The following is a 15,812-nucleotide window of genomic DNA, read 5'->3' on the forward strand; positions in this document are numbered from 1 at the left end:
TAGCTATAGCAATTATTGATGGCATGGAAGCTAGAAGTTTAAAGGGTGGATATGACCTTGAGCGTCTTATATTTAATTGCGCCTAGCTACTTACTGGAGTTGAATAAACCAACAGCCGGAGCAACCTTTGATTTAACCTTAAATTTGTGGGAAACAAACTCAGAACTGCAAGGGAAACTAGAGTACAACGCCTATCTGTTTAATGAAGAAATAATCCAGCGCATCAGTGGACATTTTCAGACTTTGCTAGCAAGAATTGTTGAATCTCCAAATCAGCGTATCGGCAATTTGTCAATACTCAGCGCTACAGAAAGGGAGCAGTTGCTAGGGAAAGAAATACAGGGGATTGAGTCGGAGTTTTTGTGTTTGCATGAGTTGTTTGAAGCACAGGTGGAGAAGATACCAGAAGCTGTAGCACTTAAGTTTGAAGGACAACAGCTAACTTATCGGGAATTGAATCAGCAGGCTAACCAACTGGCACATCACTTGCAAGCTCTGGGTGTAAAACCAGAAACATTAGTAGGCATTTGCGTAGAACGTTCACTAGAAATGATCGTGGGCATATTGGGAATACTCAAAGCTGGAGGGGCATATGTACCACTAGACCCCAGTAATCCGCAAGAACGGTTGAACCACATACTAGAAGATGCCTACAGGTGAGCTTGAGTATAAAGGACGTATCGATCATCAAGTCAAAATTCGGGGCTTTCGGATTGAGTTAGGAGAAATTAAAGCACTACTTTCTCAACACCAAGCTGTGCGAGAATGTATTGTACTTGCCAGAGAGGATGAACCTAATAATAAGCGATTGGTAGCCTATATTGTCCCTGAGCGTACCCAAGCTTCAACTATTTTCAATTTGGTGCATTTAAGAGAGCAGGGTATACTGGGCGATCGCTCTCTGTATGAGTTACCCAATGGGATGACAATTGCTCATTTCAATAAAACGGAAACAGAATTTCTTTATCAAGAAATATTTACCGAGCAATCCTATTTACAGCATGGGATTACCCTTGATGAAGGGGACTACATTTTTGATGTCGGGGCGAATATCGGTTTATTTAGTTTATTTGCTGCTCAAGCTTGCCCAAAGGTAAAAATCTATGCTTTTGAACTTATTCCCCCAATCTTTGAATTGTTACGCTTGAATACAGAACTTTACAATCTCGATGCCAAAGTCTTTAACATTGGTCTTTCTGGGGAAACTAAATCTGCTGAATTTACCTATTATCCCAATGTTTCCGTCATTTCTGGACGCTTTGCTGACGCATTTGAGGAAAAAGAAGTTGTCAAATCCTTTTTGCTCAAGCAATATGCGGGAACAGGCAATGGGACAACTGTATCACAGGAAGTACTGGATAAATTATTAGTTGAACGCTTGCAGAGTGAGCAATTTACCTGTCAGTTAAAAACAATTTCTCACATCATCGAAGAGAATCAAATTGAGCGTATTGATTTACTCAAAATTGATGTTGAAAAAAGTGAACGGGATGTATTAGCAGGAATTCAAGAAAGAGATTGGTTAAAAATCCAGCAAATTATTGTTGAGGTTCATGATATTAATGGCAGACTTACTGAAATTACGGAGTTGCTGAAATTTCATGGATATGATTTGACTATTGTTCAGGACAAATTACTCGAAGCAACCCCCCTCTATAAGATTTATGCCAGACGGACAACAATAAAGCAGTGTTTGCCTCAAAAAACGGGATCAAAAAGTTTAGGCGATCGCCAATCGACTTGGAACAGTTTAGAGAGATATATTCAAGACCTTCGCCACTATCTCCAGAAAAAACTGCCTGAGTACATGATTCCATCTGCGTTTGTTGTCCTAGAAAAGTTTCCCTTAACGTCCAATGGAAAAGTTGATAGTCGCGCTCTACCCATACCGGAAAATTTTAAGAATGGACTAGAATCTAGCTTCGTAGCACCTAGCACCCCCACCCAAGAAATTTTAGCTAACCTTTGGGCTGCGATTCTCAGTATTGAGAAAGTCGGGATTTACGATAACTTTTTTGATTTGGGAGGACATTCTCTGCTGGCGACCTCACTTCTTTTCCGAATTCGCCAAGCCTTTGCGATTGATTTTCCCCTGCGGTGTCTGTTTGAAACCCCGACAATCGCCGCCCTCAGCAAGTTAATTGAGTTGTTCAAAGCCCATCCAACACTCAGTTCAAATGGGATTACCTCTACCATGCTAGCCATGTCTGGCTTAGAGAGAAGCCCATCTACATGTGTACCGCTATCGCTATCACAGCAGGGCTTGTGGTCACTGCATCAATCAGCAAGTACGGTTGCAACTCTCAATAGTTCGACTCTGATGCGAGTTAAGGGTTCTTTCTTACCAGAGATCGTTGAGCAAAGTTTCAATGAAATCGTCCGCCGTCATGAGAACCTCCGCACGGTCTTCACTGTCATCAACGATCAGCCGATGCAGATCGTTTTACCTCACCTGCACCTGCCATTAGTCTATGAAAATCTACAGCACCTACCCCCAAAGGCGCGTGAGTCGGAAGCGGTACGTTTAGGAATTAAAATACGTCAGCAGCCCTTCAACTTGGCTGTTGCTCCCCTGATCAGAACTGCCTTATTTCAACTGAATCCGGAAGAGCATTGGCTGGTGATTACCATGCACCATCTGATCACAGATGGTTGGTCATTTGGTGTGCTTTTGCAAGAATTATACACACTGATGCAGGCTTTCACGAATGGGCGACCTTCGCCCCTGTCAGCCCTATCATGCCAATATGCAGACTTTGCTTTGTGGCAGCAGCAAGTCTACAACGAGTCTGCGATCGCACAGCAACTCAATTATTGGCAACGCAAACTCGTTGATGACGAGTTACACCCCTCACCAAGTCTGATGCTGTCTAGTAAACAGGCAGGGCATCGTTTTATCCACTTACCTGAGTCTCTCGTTCGTTCGATTGAAGGGCTGGGTCGTTCACAGCGGGTGACGAGTTTTGTCATCTTGTTGAGCGCTTTCAAACTTGTTTTAGCGAAGTGGAACCAACAAAATGAAATTTTGATTCTGGCAACGCTCGGCAACCGCACCGGGCCAGACACAGAGCAGATGATTGGCTGCTTTATCAATGACGTGATTCTGCGATCGCTAATCTTGCCGGAACAGACTGGCTCGACCGTAATTAAACAACTTCAAGAAACCGTCAATGAAGCGATCGAACATAAAGAGGTGCAGCTGCATCGGGTGATCGAGCAGATCCAACACTTACGTCCCCTCAATCTGCTGGCAAGTATTACTATGACCCCCTCGGTTCAAGATCAAATGCCAGGTTGGGAAGCGATCGCACCGGAACAATGGGGCGATATACCAATGGAACTTTATGGCAGAACCCCTCCGTTGGAGCTTTACGTCGAATTGTCGAAAACAATCCGAATCAGAGCTAAATATGGCACGGAGAAATTTACAGCAGAGACAATTGATCGTCTATTAAACAACTATCAGGAGATTTTGACGCAGCTTGTTAGCCATCCAGAAATAACTGTTTCAGACCTCTTTAAGACAATACATTCAGGGTATGTTTGAATCTTCAGTTGTTAAACAGATTGGGGTAATGCCATTTTGTAACTCGTAGAGAAAAATGATAATGAGTGAAGGTACAAATTGTTCGCTAGCATTTGAGAGCCTTGAGGTTAAATCTTAATTTAAACCAAATAAAACGTAAATATAAAATTTATTTATAACTTTTATAAATGTATCGTAAAAAAATGTTGGAGAACAATGATGGCTGAAAACTTAATGAAAACTAAGTGGAATGAACGTGCTAAAAAAGATGCATTTTATTATGTAGAAACAACTTTATATAATGGGTATATAGATGCTTTTTTTGCTCTTGGTGAAGAGAGAACTAAATTAATTGTTGACCCTATCATTACTCAATTCATACAATCGGCAAGTAATGCATCTGTATTAGAAATAGGGTGTGGTCTTGGTAGGTTTAGTCGTGCGCTTTCCAAACGATTCCGTAGCGTCATTGCAGTTGATGTTGCTGATGAAATGATTCGTCAAGCTAAAGAGTTATCCTCTGAGGAGCAGTATGCTAATTTTAAATTCTATACAACTGACGGGACTTTTCTATCTTTGATAGAATCAGAAAGTGTTGATTTTGTCTTTTCCTATGAAGTTTTTCAACATATGCCTTCTTTGAAAGTAATCTTGAACAACTTTATTGAGATCCGACGAGTTCTTAAAATAACTGGTAAAGCACTTATTCACTTAAGGACAGAGACACCTTCTCCATTAACTAAATTCAAAATATTTGCTAAAAGTCATCTTCCAAAATTCCTATTGGAATTACTAGGATTATCTAGCATTGATAAAACATGGACGGGGACAACCTTAAATACTAAGAATATTGATCAATTATGTAAGTCAACAGGTCTAGAAATATTACAGCTAATCAATGATCCAACACACGCGCCTAGTACACGTATTTTTGTCTTACTTAGTCCTATCAAATAGTCCTATGCTAAGAATTCAGGTAGCAGGTATCGACTAGGGGGTGAAAAAGCACTACCCAGATTGGAGATTCAAGAGAAGGCACTGGAGACAAAGTAAAATGAATTCTCTCAATATACTTCATATTAATAACTGGTTTGGCTTAGGTGGTGCATTTATTGCTGCCTACAATCTTCATCAAGGTTTATCCAGAGCCGGTATTCAATCTTTCTTTGCCTATAAAGATGAGATTGATGGAGTGTTTCAGGAAAAAGCTAATGATTTGAAAAATACGGTACAGATTGTCCAAAGAAAAAATCAGTTTGTTGATTTAGCGCGGAACAAATGCTTGCGAAAAAACAACCAAAACAACGTTGCCCAAGGTATTACTGTATGAAAAAATCTCAGCATCGTTCAATAACTACCAGCAGCACCTGTCCAACGGGAGATTCCTAACATCGTCACTCGGCCACTCATCGCTAACATTGCCAGGATTATCTGGCTCATTCGATGCATCGTCGTAGCGTTGATTTGCGGTAGCAGGCATTGTAACAGTGATAAGATGTCGAACATGGGCTGTTTGTAGCTTTTGAGTTGTCGTTTGGGAAAACAATAACTCTACTACGGCAGCCCTATCTCTTCATACTCTTTTTTTGGCTACGGTATTGAAACTTATGAATGATTATAAATACCAAGTCGGTGGCAGTTTGACAGTTAATGCACCTAGTTATGTACAAAGACAAGCAGATTTCCTACTTTATGAGGCTCTAAAACAAGGAGAGTTTTGCTATGTACTGAACTCTCGGCAAATGGGTAAATCCTCTCTGCTTGCTAGTATAAAACATCGCTTAGAACAATAAGGTTTTAAATGTAGTACCATTGATATGTCCATTATTGGCACTTCACAAATTACTCCACTTCAGTGGTATAAGAGTGTAGTTGGTGATTTATGGTTAGGTTTTAATTTATTTAATAAAATCAACTTAAAAATTTGGTGGCAAGAACAAGAAAATATATCTTTACTGGAAAGATTAAGGTGGTTTATTGAGGAATTACTACACCTTCATTTTCCTCAAAAACAATTATTTGTCTTTGTTGATGAAATTGATAGTATTCTGAGTTTAGATTTTTCAGTTGATGATTTTTTTGCACTAATTCGGTTTTGCTATAATCAACGAGCAATTAATCCTGAATATAAACGTATTACTTTTGCTATTTTTGGAGTGGCAACTCCATTAGATTTGATTCAAGATAAAAGACGTACACCGTTTAATATTGGTAAATCAATAGAACTTCAAGGCTTTAAACTACAAGAAACTATTGCTTTAACAAAAGGCTTGGAAAGAAAAGTATTAAATCCTCAAGTTGTTTTAAAAGAGATATTAGCTTGGACTGGTGGACAACCATTTCTAACTCAAAAGCTATGTCAAATTGTGGCAAATAAAGAATATGAAGATAGAGAAAAATTACTAGTTACTAATTCTCAATTATTTATTGCTAATTTAGTCAGAACACGTATTATAAATAATTGGGAGTTTCAAGATGAACCAGAACATTTAAGAACTATAAGCTCGCGTTTTTTAGAAAACGAGCAAACAGCAGGAAGATTGTTAGAAGTCTATCAACAGATTTTAATGGGAGAAGAAGTCACAATTGATGATATTAGAGAAAAAAATGAGTTAATTTTATCAGGTTTAGTTATTATATTTCAAGGTAAAATTCAACTTAAGAATGAAATTTATCGAGCTATATTTAATTTAAATTGGGTTGCCAAAAAGCTAGAAAACTTACGCCCATATTCTCAAAACATCAAAAAATGGGTTGCTAGTAAACAGCAAGATAAATCTCAACTATTGAAAGGAATGAAATTAAAAGAGTCGCTGAGTTGGTCAGAAAATAAAAAACTTTCTAATATAGATTATCGGTTTATTGCTACTAGTCAGGAGTTGGATAAACAAGAAATTGAAATAAATTTAAACGCCGAAAAAATTGAATTAGAAAAAGCCCAGTTTGCTCTGGCAACTGCGAAGGAAGCAAATCAGATTTTGGACCAAGCCTGAAAAGCCGCTAAATTAAAAGCTGTAGTACGCTTTGGTAAACCGTGTATTGTCAGCTTTGCAATTGGTGTTACTAGTTTTATTCTTCTGCTGCGCTTCATTGGTTTATTGCAGGGAATGGAATGGAATATGTTTGATAGTTTTTTGCAACAAAAACCTCAAGTAGGAATTGATTCTCGTATTGTTGTAATTACAATTGATGAACCAGATTTACAAAAAATGGGACAATACCCCATACCTGATAGTATTTTGGTTAAAGCACTTAAAAAATTAAAAACCTATCAACCTAAATTAATGGGGTTGGATTTATATCGAGATTTGCCAGTAGAACCAGGGTATCAGGAATTAGTAGAATTGTTTAAAAATACTCCCAATCTTATTGGTATTGATAAAGTCGTAGGTACTAAGGTTGCACCACCAAGAGTATTAGCTCAATTAGGTCAAGTAGGTTTTAGTGACCAAATATTGGATGGAGATGGTAAAGTACGTCGTGCTTTGTTGACAGTACGTTCGCCCTTGACGTTGGTGCAGCCAGACACTCTCTACGAGACGCTGCGCGAACGCGGACTCGGTACCGCTGCGCTATCGCCAAAAAATCAATTACGCCAAAGTTTGGGTTTACAATTAGCATTACAATACTTAAAAACTGTTGGCATCACTCCCCATACTCATCCTCAAAATCGCCATAATATCCAGCTTGGCAAAGCCTTACTAATACCCTTGCAGCCTTCTGACGGAGGCTATGTTCGAGCTGATACTGGAGGTTATCAAATTTTACTTAATTATCAAGGTACAGAACAACATTTTCAAAGCTTCTCCATCACAGATTTGTTCCAAGAACGGATACCAAAAGAAAAAATCCAAAATCGTATTGTCTTGATTGGTGCAACAGCTGAAAGTATTAATGACTTTTTTCAAACACCTTATAACAATCGGTTATTTGGGTCAGCAAAACAAATGGGAGGAGTATTTATTCATGCTAATACTATCAGTCAAATATTAACTGCAGCACTGGAAGGAAGAGGAATGCTGCAAACTTGGCCTGAAATATGGGAAAGCTTATGGATTTTGCTTTGGTCTGTAATAGGAGCATTAATTGGTTGGCGATTAAAATCACCTAGACAATTAATGTTTGTCATCACTAGCACCGGACTAGGATTAATTGTATTTAGTTATCTAGCATTTTTACAAGGTTGGTGGATTCCCATTTTTCCCCCATTATTGGGGTTAGTACTTGCTCCTATTATCCTACCTTTGTTTGCAAATAAGCTGCTTGAGAAAATCCAACTCCAGCAAACTCTCAAGTTACTACTTGTAGTTGCAAAAGAGCAGCCTGCTGCTGGAAAAATTGCGATTGAATATTTTAAGCAAGCAGAAAGCAAAGAAAATCAGCAGTTGATTGACAAGATATTACAACAGGATGATTGACCTCTACCCGTTTGCTCTCTACTTTGCTTTCCTAGCTTTCTCTATGACCATGAGCATTTCATACCAGTATCCTCTCTGTGCATACCAGTTCGCTTGACCGACGGTAGTCAACTGGGCAGAATTGGGTAAATTACCGCAGCTTTTGAATCAATTTTATCTATAGGTTGTGATTTATAAGTTAAGCAGGCTTCGCGGAAGAAGTTTTCTAACTCTGCTAATTGCAGTGCTTCAATTGTTGTACGAGATTTCTCTAGGCGTTCCTGTTTGCTGGTTTGCGGCAAGTTATCTACATTTTGCAAAAGTAATTGTACTAGCCACCTATATACTGGCTCAACGCGATCGCGGAAAGAAAACTGCACGTCAGGATTTAGTTGCAGTAAATCCTGACGCAGAGATTTTAAGGAATTAACAGCTTGTTCGTAAGCACTAATTGCTGCTTCGGTATTGCCTTTAGCATTTTCTATTCGTCCTTGCTGCCACAACCAATTGACAGCAATATCCTCTGCTTGCACTCCTTGTGCCAAAGACAGTGCTGTTTGAGTGAGAGTTAAGGCTTCTGAAAATTGCTGAGTTTGTTCGTAGAGATGTCCTAACTCTCCCAAAGCATAACTTTGCGCTCTTGCATCTGCTAATTCTTTGGCTTGTTTGACTGCTTTTGCTAAAAGTTGAGCAATGTCTTTTGTCTTTGATGATGACAGTTGAATCCAACTTACTGCTAAATTAACTTGCGCGTAAATTCCCCAGCGACTGGGAGGAAGGTTAGCAAAATGTGCTTGGATTTGGGGTAATAGTGCTAGTGCAGCTTGATTTTGCTCAGTTTTTATTAAAAGGCTGAGTTGGTTGAGGAGTGCTTCTAGTTGAGTACGCTCACCACCACTACTACTTGCTTGTTGATAAAATTCTAAGGCGGCTTTAAAATCTTCCTTGGCTCTAGCGGTATTCCCCAATCTTAATAAGGTTTCGGCGATATCTGCGTTAGAATTTACTTGCTTTGCGATCGCTCTAAATCTCCCACTACTTGCAGAGTTACGCCCAAACTCCGCAATCCTTTGGCTTTTAGGAGATTATCAGGTAAAGCAACAAGGTCTTGATTGATTTGTTCTAGCTGCTTTTGGGCGCGACGATACTCTCCCAAAGTCTGCAATGCTTGGGCTTGGTTAATCTGCGTCAACACAATCCCTGTGACATCCTTAAGGGAACGATAGATTTTCTCTGCCTACTGCCAAGTTTCTAAGGCTATTTCCGGTTGACCTGTATTTAATTGTAAACTTCCTTGGGTGTTGAGGACTTGGGCGTAAAGGAAGGAATCATCTATTGTTTTTAGGATATTCTGTGCTTGGGTAATTAGCGATCGCGCTGCTGACCACTTACCTAAATCTTGATAAACAATAGCTAAATAGTTATAACTTAATACTTGATAGTGCTGCTGTTTACTTTGCTGAAATCTTTGGGCTGCTTGTGACCAAATTTGTGTAGCTTCTACCAACTTTCCCGCATCATAAAGTTGTTTTCCTTGTTCGAGTAGGGCGACTGGGGATTGAGTTTGGGAAATAGAATATTCGGCGGTGGCTGGTAAAACAGTTGTTATTAACAAAAAGATTAGTAGGGCTAAAATTATGTGACGATAAATACGCATAGATGCTCATAATAGTTTGTAATTTCTCATTGCTAGTTCGTAATTTTGGCGTTGATTAATCGTAAGAAGTCTGCCTAATAAATATAGCTGGCTAATATTTACAAACCAAGGCAGAGGGGCAAAGAGAAGGATACTTCCGTGTGGGGGTTCCCCCCGTTAAGGAAAGTGTCCGTCGCAGAGGGGAAAAAGACTGCAAAATAAATTAGCTTCTTTCCCTCTCAGTTCCTTATCCCCCATGTTCTTTCCCTCATCCTGCCTTGCTGAAAGGCTGACAATAACTTCAGCAGATATCGCCTCAAGCTTGCGAGGTAAAGCGCTGACAACGCCACTTAGCCGTACTGAAGATGATGTTATTAACATCCAAAAATTAGACACGATGAAAGGGCTGCATTTAGTTTTTTATGTCAATCTATAATTATTATACATTTTTGATGCATATATTTTATTTTTAGTCAATTAATAATATTAATATCTATATAAAACTTCTGTCTCACCAAGGGTTCATGAAAAGCCAAAACAATATCTTATTTTGGAACTCCCAACTTGACTAACTCATCTGCCATAGCAATTTAAGTCCCATCATGCTGTATCCAGATTTTTCCATGCTTGATATCTAGATGTAAAATACAGCCATGCTGCCGTCATCAATTCTTCCAACCAACATACATCAAAAGTATTAAGAATTATAGGCATTGCTGATTGCGGTATGAATTAAGCAGATATAGGAATAGAAGGGTACTTTAAATAGTGAAGTAATAAGCGGATAGAATACTTCAGCATTTCTACTGACTTGGAATAACAGAGTGTTTTCCGATGTAATCGTGCCAGATAATGACGTAGACGGGTGTTTTCACCCTCTACTCTATATATGTCTTACTAACAATATGGTCGCCAGAATCAATAAATTGAGGGTACACTTTCCATCCATCTGTGATATAGAAGTAGCATTGCCAGGAGGAGACAAATTCCCACAAACGCTTAAATGTTTCTGCACTATGGTCACCCAAAACCCAACTAAGAATTCCTTGACTAAAGTGATTTACTGCTGTCCACAGCCAGATTTTATTTTTTTTGACCCAACAAAGGTTTCTAATTCATCCAGTTCTCCAACTAATGGATTATTGCGATCGCCTGAATTATTGCGATCGCCTGACTCATGCCATTACTGCTCAATTGCATTAAACACTGTAGCGCTTATCCTGCAAAGCTTAGAGCTTTTCTTAGTGCCATTCGTATCTGGATGCCAAGTTGCCCCTGGAATTTTTAACCGCTTTTGAGAAATATAACGGTGGGCACTTTCAACTTCTCCTGAGCCAATTGGTAGACCAAGAGCGCGATATTGGTCGTAATGGACAGCAGAACGAAAACGTTCTAAATATTTAGAAAAATTCAAAACCACAGTATAGCGATCGCTTAAAGGTTGGCATTTTCCAAAGCAACGGATACAGGTTTCATGCAAGTTCCACTGCACACTGGACTTTTTTCCCACTTGTGGCTGCCGCTGTTATCTGAAACAATCAATCACTCGTTGCTCCAACAGCGAGAACTTGGAAGCTGCGAGTTGTTTTGGCGTTGTTGTTTGAGCGGACTCAAGGAAATCTTCTGTTGGGAAATGGATTGAGCGCTTTGAGGGATTTAAGGGATTTGTGCAGATAATGAGGTTACACTAATACAGGTAATTTCTAAAGCTTTGAGTGTTATTGAAGCAGCAAGTTTAAAAGCCATACTATTTTTGATAATCAGGGCAAGAGAGGATTATTGGATCAATTATTGCTTGGTTATAGCATGAAAGTATTTTGTTCTCTGAGCGATTGCCCAAAACATTTCTCTAGCTTATTCCAGATAGAGTGACTTTAGTCATGGTCAGACTCATGACTAAAGTCTGAGGTGATGAAAGCATAGAGGTTAATATGATTAAGACATCTTGCACGAGTATTTAGAGATGTTGAAAAAATCTAGAATTCTCGCTTGGCTTGCTTGCTAAAATTATTTGAGGGTATTAGTATGAAACGTTTAGCATATGTTGCGGTGTGCGCGGCGGCAATTTTTTTGCCGACAGTAGCTTCGGCTCAAGAAGTTTATCATCGGGAAGTTAATCAGCAACATCGGATTGCTCATGGTGTTGAAAATGGTAGTATTAACAAACGTGAATATCGTTCATTGGAGCGCAGAGAGGCATCTTTAAATGCGGCTCGCAGGCGTGACTTGAGAGATGGACGTTTAAGTCGTCGGGAACGACAACAACTCAACCGCCGAGAAAACGCCATTTCCCGTTCAATCCACTACGATAGACATAACTAAGGATTTATTTCACAGAAAATAGGAAATAACAGGTTCAATCTACTATTCTTCAGTCAAGAATCTAAAAACAAGACATAAATATTGAACTAAGCAATTTGACGCTCTTGATTTGGGAGTTGATTTGGAATAAGACTCGTCCGAAATATAAATTTGGACGAGTTTTATTTTTTAGACAGAGCAATATGAATGAGAGAATATAAATTACTCGTCAAATTGCATTTTTATAAATCAATATCAAGGAGAAAACTGGCAGTTATTAGCAAAAAACCTGTTTAGCATTTAAGCATTGGCTATAGTGTGAACCATAATAAGAAATTAGGAGAGATCGCGCTTGCCTTGAGCATAATTTTGGCTACTTTATAAGAGGCAATAGCTGATAACTTTAACCAAAATTCCCGCTGCCACCAACTTGAGTTGCGCCCTCAGATGCAGGTGGGTGATAAGTCATAGACTGTAACCCCAACCTACCAGGGCCAATAAAACGGTTGAGAGTGAATGAAATACCACCAAGCATTACTCCAATTGCTCCGAAGATGCCGCCACTCGATTGCAGGGCCGTCACCGTCTCCATCTTGACTGATGAATCTTTCCATAGCCATGCTCCAGGTTCTACATCCAGTACTTCTCCAGGAGCGAGGTACTTTTCAAAAACATTACCGTAACCGTGGATTAAAAGTAGCCCCCCTTCTTGCTGACCAATGAAGCGGTCAATAAATAAACCACCACTGCGACTAAAAAAGAGGTTTGCCATCCCTCGCTGGAAAAAGAAACTGTACTCAATATTACTGGTAGCGAGTAAAAACTGATGTTCGCGGACGTCAACTGTCTGTCCAGCCTCCAATCGTAATACTACAATCTGTCCAGGTGCCTCGCGGGAGAAAGCAATATTCCCTGGGCCATGTGCTTCACTGATAAAAATTTGCAGTCCAGCAAAAAAACGTTTGGCAGCCCCTTTCAAGCCTTTGACACCAAGGCGAACATTGGGGTGCTTCCATAGGAGAATATGATGTTCAAAGTAAATCGATTGCTGTTGCCCTAAATGGACATCTACTACAGGTACTACTTCTCCTTCGATTCTTAAGCTTAAGTCACCAGAATGAAAGGTTTGGTGGGGATTTCTCAATTCCGGGGTCGGTTCGCTACTGAAATCTGGCATAGTATTAAATGGTGAATAGTTTTTGGATCAATCACTTGGCTGACAAAAAGCAATGTCATTAATAGGATTGCCGCAGGTACTACAGAACTTATTACCTAAAGGGTGTTGATGGTTGCAATAGGGGCACAGATTTGTCATTACTGGTATGCTAACCCGAAATTATCTGATTATCTTATTTTTAGCAGCTGCAAGGGTAATTCATTACTATCAAGTAACAAGTTCTGGCAGCATAAAAACAAGTTAATCCACTTTGACAATAAGGCATTTGGGCAGAGGAAAAAGAGTATTTTCGGTACAAGCCCCGCTCTGAAATTGAGTATGAGACTTTTCGACTCTGCTCCCTATCTCCTATGTCTCTTATTCACCCAGCCTTTTAAGTGAATAATGCCAAGAAAGTAAAACTGATTGCTATCTACGCACTTGTCAAAGTATTTTTACTCAAAGCTTCTGTTTTCATCTTTGCATTCACTTTGGAATATTTACTGAGGGTAGGAGTGCTTAAATCTATATTTTCCGAAGAAGATGTTGAAATGGATGGATTAGAGCTAATCTCTTCTGGTTGAGAATTCAAACGTGTTTTTCCATCCCAGGAGTAATTACATATTTTAGCATGAAGTAGTGTTCCAAATATGACATTAATTACAAAGGCAAAAGAATCTACGAAGATGAAGTCTATAGCCCGATTAATCATGAGTCCCCCTTGAGCTGATGAAAGCATCAAGTGATGTTTGAACTGAACGTTGACTACACAAGGCATAATGCTGATTCCAGAAATCTACCGAAACAGTTGTAACTTAGCTTTGGTAGCCTAATTACATATATAAAAGGTATTGTGATAATTAGGAATTAGCTAATGCTAATGTCTAGCACTTTGGTTTTAACATTTCAATATCACTCTGATTTGATACAACTATTGTAGAAATGTTTTACATAATAACTTATGAAATAAGTCATGGTTATATTCATGACTTTAGGCACAAGTTATCGGGTTAGCCAGTTTTTATGGAGTGATAAAATCTGGACAATTCTCATCGTCCCATTCCAAGGGATTACCATATCGAGCTTTCCAATCTAATTGTCCGGGTAGCCGAGATTTTCCAGCAGTAGGGTAACGCCTTTTTCGTTTAATTCTTGTCCGGTTAATTCGTGCCACTTCTGTTTGATTTATTGAAACTGTGGTCTTGTTCCTAGTTCTGTTGCCCAAAGTCTAATTTCTTCATACCAGTCAATCTGCTGTTGTGAGGTTTGCTGATTATTTTTGAAACTATCAACAGTGTCATTATTTTTGTCATCATTCGGTTTAGAATCTTGCTTTTGTTCCAGACCCTTGATATCAATATCCTGATTAGATGCAGCATCACACAGTTCATCAATCCAGCCACCATCAATTCTGATGTATGATATCAAGTCCGGTTAATCACTTATGATTATCGGCTCTGTGCAAAAATCGGAAAAGTCTCTTTCCCCCTGCTCTCAGCAAGAACTGCGGTCTAAATGATAAGTCTTTGACCGGACATGATATGAGGGATAGTTAGCAGCGATCGCTCTCAAAATCTGCATAGCGCTAGGATTAATCACCGACTGCACAGACTCTTCATCAATATCGGCAATCTCCGGTTTAGGAATACCAGGACGTGGGGGTAATTGTTGTACTGGTGGTTCGGGAAGAGTCACCAGACCTTGCAACTGATATTCAGCTATCCACCGAGGGCGTTCTTGCGTCGGTAGGCGATTCACGTAATCAGCAACTCTGCGTTTGGCATCAATTGCCGTGGTGACATAATTGTATGCTGCTTGACCTTGCAAATGCTGCTTGAGTGCTTTGAGATCAGCTTCTAGTAAAGACTTGTAAACATGAACAGTCTCTGGCATAAATCGCCAGCTTTTACACCAATATTTCCTGGCTCAATTTCGGTAGCTAATTCCTCTAAAATTGAGTGAAAACTTGGAGATTCATCATTGATTTCAATTTCAATCAAACCTGGAGCAAGAGTAAAGCAAAGTCTTCAAAGTGAATTTAGGCCAATCTCAAAGTGCTACAACTTCTATAGAAGCTGGTAATGGCAATACACAACCCAACATGACATCACAGTAAAGCGTTCAAATTGCTTGAGAAGACGTTCTATTTTCTCATTCAATGATTCCTATATCTCTGAAATAGGTAAATTTTGATACAAACCCCAGCCAATAAGTTTAGCTGGGGTTTTTCTGTTTTTACTTAGCACTGTTTCAGTAAATTCAGCGAGAGGGTGCTATTCCTCTTGCACATCAACCCAGATACTGCCTTCTTCAACACGAATCGGAAACACTGGCAATGTTTTTTGTTGTGAAACCAACGAGAGTACCTTACCTACACCAGGTGGCCAGGAACACCATCCTTGTACCTCACCAGTCCGCAGGTCAAAAGCACTGCGATGGAAGGTACAAACTATTGCCCCACTTTCAGTGATTTTCCCACTTTTCAACGGTAATTTTAAGTGAGGACAGTTGTTATCTACAGCATAAAGCTGACTTTCGTGATTCAAAAGCAAAATTTTCCGGTTGCCAACTTTCACCACTTCTCGCGCACCTGGGGAAAGTGCTTCGACTGCAAGAACTTTAGTCCAACTCATTCGGTTCTCCTCTTTTAATATATCTGCTTTCAGTTTCCCGCAATTGTGACCAGTGCGATCGCCTTTGAGTACCGGATGTCTATGATGGGCTTTGTCTAAGCTGGTGAGAAACTGTAACTATAAAATATTACATTAAATACAATTTTCATACTGAAAAAAATTA

18 protein-coding genes and 4 pseudogenes are annotated in these 15,812 nt (G+C 39.4%); 8 read left to right on the forward strand and 14 right to left on the reverse strand.

The features are described 5' to 3' along the window. Nucleotides 1–120: 120 nt before the first annotated feature. From V7K41_RS24260 to V7K41_RS24275, 4 genes and pseudogenes are all read left to right on the forward strand, one after another. Nucleotides 121–651: pseudogene (locus V7K41_RS24260) on the forward strand (AMP-binding protein); the annotation flags it as partial. 271 nt (nucleotides 652–922) lie between these two features. Continuing rightward, nucleotides 923–3,547: an FkbM family methyltransferase gene (locus tag V7K41_RS24265; protein WP_442943262.1), complete on the forward strand. Its 2,625-nt coding sequence runs from the start codon at nucleotides 923–925 to the stop codon at nucleotides 3,545–3,547. Between the two features lie 195 nt (nucleotides 3,548–3,742). Next, nucleotides 3,743–4,483 (forward strand): class I SAM-dependent methyltransferase, encoded by a 741-nt coding sequence (locus V7K41_RS24270; protein WP_334852344.1) that lies wholly within the window; start codon nucleotides 3,743–3,745, stop codon nucleotides 4,481–4,483. A gap of 97 nt (nucleotides 4,484–4,580) precedes the next feature. After that, nucleotides 4,581–4,856 carry a hypothetical protein gene (locus tag V7K41_RS24275; protein WP_334852438.1) on the forward strand — a complete coding sequence of 92 codons (276 nt, stop codon included), beginning with the start codon at nucleotides 4,581–4,583 and terminating at the stop codon, nucleotides 4,854–4,856. Here V7K41_RS24275 and V7K41_RS24280 read toward each other — a convergent pair. Continuing rightward, a pseudogene (locus V7K41_RS24280) lies at nucleotides 4,799–5,032 on the reverse strand (transposase); the annotation flags it as partial. The gene V7K41_RS24275 and the pseudogene V7K41_RS24280 sit on opposite strands and share 58 nt — an antisense overlap. Nucleotides 5,033–5,133: 101 nt before the next feature. Here V7K41_RS24280 and V7K41_RS24285 point away from each other — a divergent pair. The 3 genes from V7K41_RS24285 (at nucleotide 5,134) to V7K41_RS24295 (ending at nucleotide 7,944) form a co-directional block, all read left to right on the forward strand. Further along, entirely contained in the window at nucleotides 5,134–5,319 is a 186-nt protein-coding gene (locus V7K41_RS24285; protein WP_334852346.1) for a hypothetical protein, read from the forward strand. A gap of 24 nt (nucleotides 5,320–5,343) precedes the next feature. After that, nucleotides 5,344–6,519, forward strand: coding sequence for an AAA-like domain-containing protein (locus tag V7K41_RS24290; RefSeq protein ID WP_334852348.1), 1,176 nt, complete (start codon nucleotides 5,344–5,346; stop codon nucleotides 6,517–6,519). Nucleotides 6,520–6,603: 84 nt separating this feature from the next. Then, the gene (locus V7K41_RS24295) at nucleotides 6,604–7,944 is read left to right on the forward strand and encodes a CHASE2 domain-containing protein (RefSeq protein WP_442943263.1); all 1,341 of its coding nucleotides are present in this window, start codon (nucleotides 6,604–6,606) and stop codon (nucleotides 7,942–7,944) included. Nucleotides 7,945–8,051: 107 nt separating this feature from the next. On the opposite strand, the gene V7K41_RS24300 is transcribed toward V7K41_RS24295, so the two are convergent. From V7K41_RS24300 to V7K41_RS24325, 6 genes and pseudogenes are all read right to left on the reverse strand, one after another. Continuing rightward, nucleotides 8,052–8,891, reverse strand: a complete 840-nt coding sequence (locus tag V7K41_RS24300; RefSeq protein WP_334852349.1) for a hypothetical protein — start codon at nucleotides 8,889–8,891, stop codon at nucleotides 8,052–8,054. A 35-nt stretch (nucleotides 8,892–8,926) separates the two neighbouring features. Then, nucleotides 8,927–9,118 (reverse strand): hypothetical protein, encoded by a 192-nt coding sequence (locus V7K41_RS24305; protein WP_334852351.1) that lies wholly within the window; start codon nucleotides 9,116–9,118, stop codon nucleotides 8,927–8,929. A gap of 42 nt (nucleotides 9,119–9,160) precedes the next feature. Next, on the reverse strand, nucleotides 9,161–9,580 hold the full coding sequence (locus V7K41_RS24310) for a hypothetical protein (RefSeq protein WP_334852352.1): 420 nt from the start codon (nucleotides 9,578–9,580) through the stop codon (nucleotides 9,161–9,163). Between the two features lie 527 nt (nucleotides 9,581–10,107). Continuing rightward, a pseudogene (locus tag V7K41_RS32980) lies at nucleotides 10,108–10,251 on the reverse strand (element excision factor XisI family protein); the annotation flags it as partial. 40 nt (nucleotides 10,252–10,291) lie between these two features. Further along, nucleotides 10,292–10,697: pseudogene (locus V7K41_RS24320) on the reverse strand (IS1 family transposase); the annotation flags it as partial. Nucleotides 10,698–10,742: 45 nt separating this feature from the next. Then, on the reverse strand, nucleotides 10,743–11,069 hold the full coding sequence (locus V7K41_RS24325; protein ID WP_334852440.1) for a hypothetical protein: 327 nt from the start codon (nucleotides 11,067–11,069) through the stop codon (nucleotides 10,743–10,745). 515 nt (nucleotides 11,070–11,584) lie between these two features. On the opposite strand from V7K41_RS24325, the gene V7K41_RS24330 reads away from it, so the two are divergent. Then, nucleotides 11,585–11,881, forward strand: a complete 297-nt coding sequence (locus tag V7K41_RS24330) for a hypothetical protein (RefSeq protein WP_334852356.1) — start codon at nucleotides 11,585–11,587, stop codon at nucleotides 11,879–11,881. A gap of 382 nt (nucleotides 11,882–12,263) precedes the next feature. Here V7K41_RS24330 and V7K41_RS24335 read toward each other — a convergent pair whose 3' ends face one another. From V7K41_RS24335 to V7K41_RS24360, 7 genes are all read right to left on the reverse strand, one after another. Further along, the gene (locus tag V7K41_RS24335) at nucleotides 12,264–13,037 is read right to left on the reverse strand and encodes an AIM24 family protein (protein ID WP_334852358.1); all 774 of its coding nucleotides are present in this window, start codon (nucleotides 13,035–13,037) and stop codon (nucleotides 12,264–12,266) included. A gap of 27 nt (nucleotides 13,038–13,064) precedes the next feature. Further along, nucleotides 13,065–13,175 carry a zinc-ribbon domain-containing protein gene (locus V7K41_RS32985; RefSeq protein WP_442943260.1) on the reverse strand — a complete coding sequence of 37 codons (111 nt, stop codon included), beginning with the start codon at nucleotides 13,173–13,175 and terminating at the stop codon, nucleotides 13,065–13,067. Between the two features lie 274 nt (nucleotides 13,176–13,449). Continuing rightward, nucleotides 13,450–13,794: a hypothetical protein gene (locus tag V7K41_RS24340; RefSeq protein WP_334852360.1), complete on the reverse strand. Its 345-nt coding sequence runs from the start codon at nucleotides 13,792–13,794 to the stop codon at nucleotides 13,450–13,452. A 243-nt stretch (nucleotides 13,795–14,037) separates the two neighbouring features. After that, nucleotides 14,038–14,190 (reverse strand): hypothetical protein, encoded by a 153-nt coding sequence (locus V7K41_RS24345; RefSeq protein WP_334852363.1) that lies wholly within the window; start codon nucleotides 14,188–14,190, stop codon nucleotides 14,038–14,040. A gap of 11 nt (nucleotides 14,191–14,201) precedes the next feature. Next, complete coding sequence (locus V7K41_RS24350; RefSeq protein ID WP_334852365.1) at nucleotides 14,202–14,444, reverse strand: hypothetical protein; 243 nt, start codon at nucleotides 14,442–14,444, stop codon at nucleotides 14,202–14,204. A gap of 66 nt (nucleotides 14,445–14,510) precedes the next feature. Next, the gene (locus tag V7K41_RS24355) at nucleotides 14,511–14,909 is read right to left on the reverse strand and encodes a hypothetical protein (RefSeq protein WP_334852367.1); all 399 of its coding nucleotides are present in this window, start codon (nucleotides 14,907–14,909) and stop codon (nucleotides 14,511–14,513) included. Between the two features lie 380 nt (nucleotides 14,910–15,289). Then, nucleotides 15,290–15,649 (reverse strand): Rieske (2Fe-2S) protein, encoded by a 360-nt coding sequence (locus V7K41_RS24360; protein ID WP_334852369.1) that lies wholly within the window; start codon nucleotides 15,647–15,649, stop codon nucleotides 15,290–15,292. Between the last annotated feature and the right edge of the window lie 163 nt (nucleotides 15,650–15,812).

Origin of the sequence: Nostoc sp. (assembly GCF_036917415.1) — a bacterium.
Taxonomy (GTDB): domain Bacteria; phylum Cyanobacteriota; class Cyanobacteriia; order Cyanobacteriales; family Nostocaceae; genus Nostoc.

Excerpts from the sequence above, each read along its gene's own strand:
- V7K41_RS24265 (WP_442943262.1), top strand. The coding sequence starts at position 923 with ATGACAATTGCTCATTTCAATAAAACGGAAACAGAATTTCTTTATCAA.
- V7K41_RS24270 (WP_334852344.1), top strand. The coding sequence starts at position 3,743 with ATGATGGCTGAAAACTTAATGAAAACTAAGTGGAATGAACGTGCTAAA.
- V7K41_RS24275 (WP_334852438.1), top strand. The coding sequence starts at position 4,581 with ATGAATTCTCTCAATATACTTCATATTAATAACTGGTTTGGCTTAGGT.
- V7K41_RS24285 (WP_334852346.1), top strand. The coding sequence starts at position 5,134 with ATGAATGATTATAAATACCAAGTCGGTGGCAGTTTGACAGTTAATGCA.
- V7K41_RS24290 (WP_334852348.1), top strand. The coding sequence starts at position 5,344 with ATGTCCATTATTGGCACTTCACAAATTACTCCACTTCAGTGGTATAAG.
- V7K41_RS24310 (WP_334852352.1), bottom strand. The coding sequence starts at position 9,580 with ATGCGTATTTATCGTCACATAATTTTAGCCCTACTAATCTTTTTGTTA.
- V7K41_RS24330 (WP_334852356.1), top strand. The coding sequence starts at position 11,585 with ATGAAACGTTTAGCATATGTTGCGGTGTGCGCGGCGGCAATTTTTTTG.
- V7K41_RS24335 (WP_334852358.1), bottom strand. The coding sequence starts at position 13,037 with ATGCCAGATTTCAGTAGCGAACCGACCCCGGAATTGAGAAATCCCCAC.
- V7K41_RS32985 (WP_442943260.1), bottom strand. The coding sequence starts at position 13,175 with ATGACAAATCTGTGCCCCTATTGCAACCATCAACACCCTTTAGGTAAT.
- V7K41_RS24340 (WP_334852360.1), bottom strand. The coding sequence starts at position 13,794 with ATGCCTTGTGTAGTCAACGTTCAGTTCAAACATCACTTGATGCTTTCA.
- V7K41_RS24355 (WP_334852367.1), bottom strand. The coding sequence starts at position 14,909 with ATGCCAGAGACTGTTCATGTTTACAAGTCTTTACTAGAAGCTGATCTC.
- V7K41_RS24360 (WP_334852369.1), bottom strand. The coding sequence starts at position 15,649 with ATGAGTTGGACTAAAGTTCTTGCAGTCGAAGCACTTTCCCCAGGTGCG.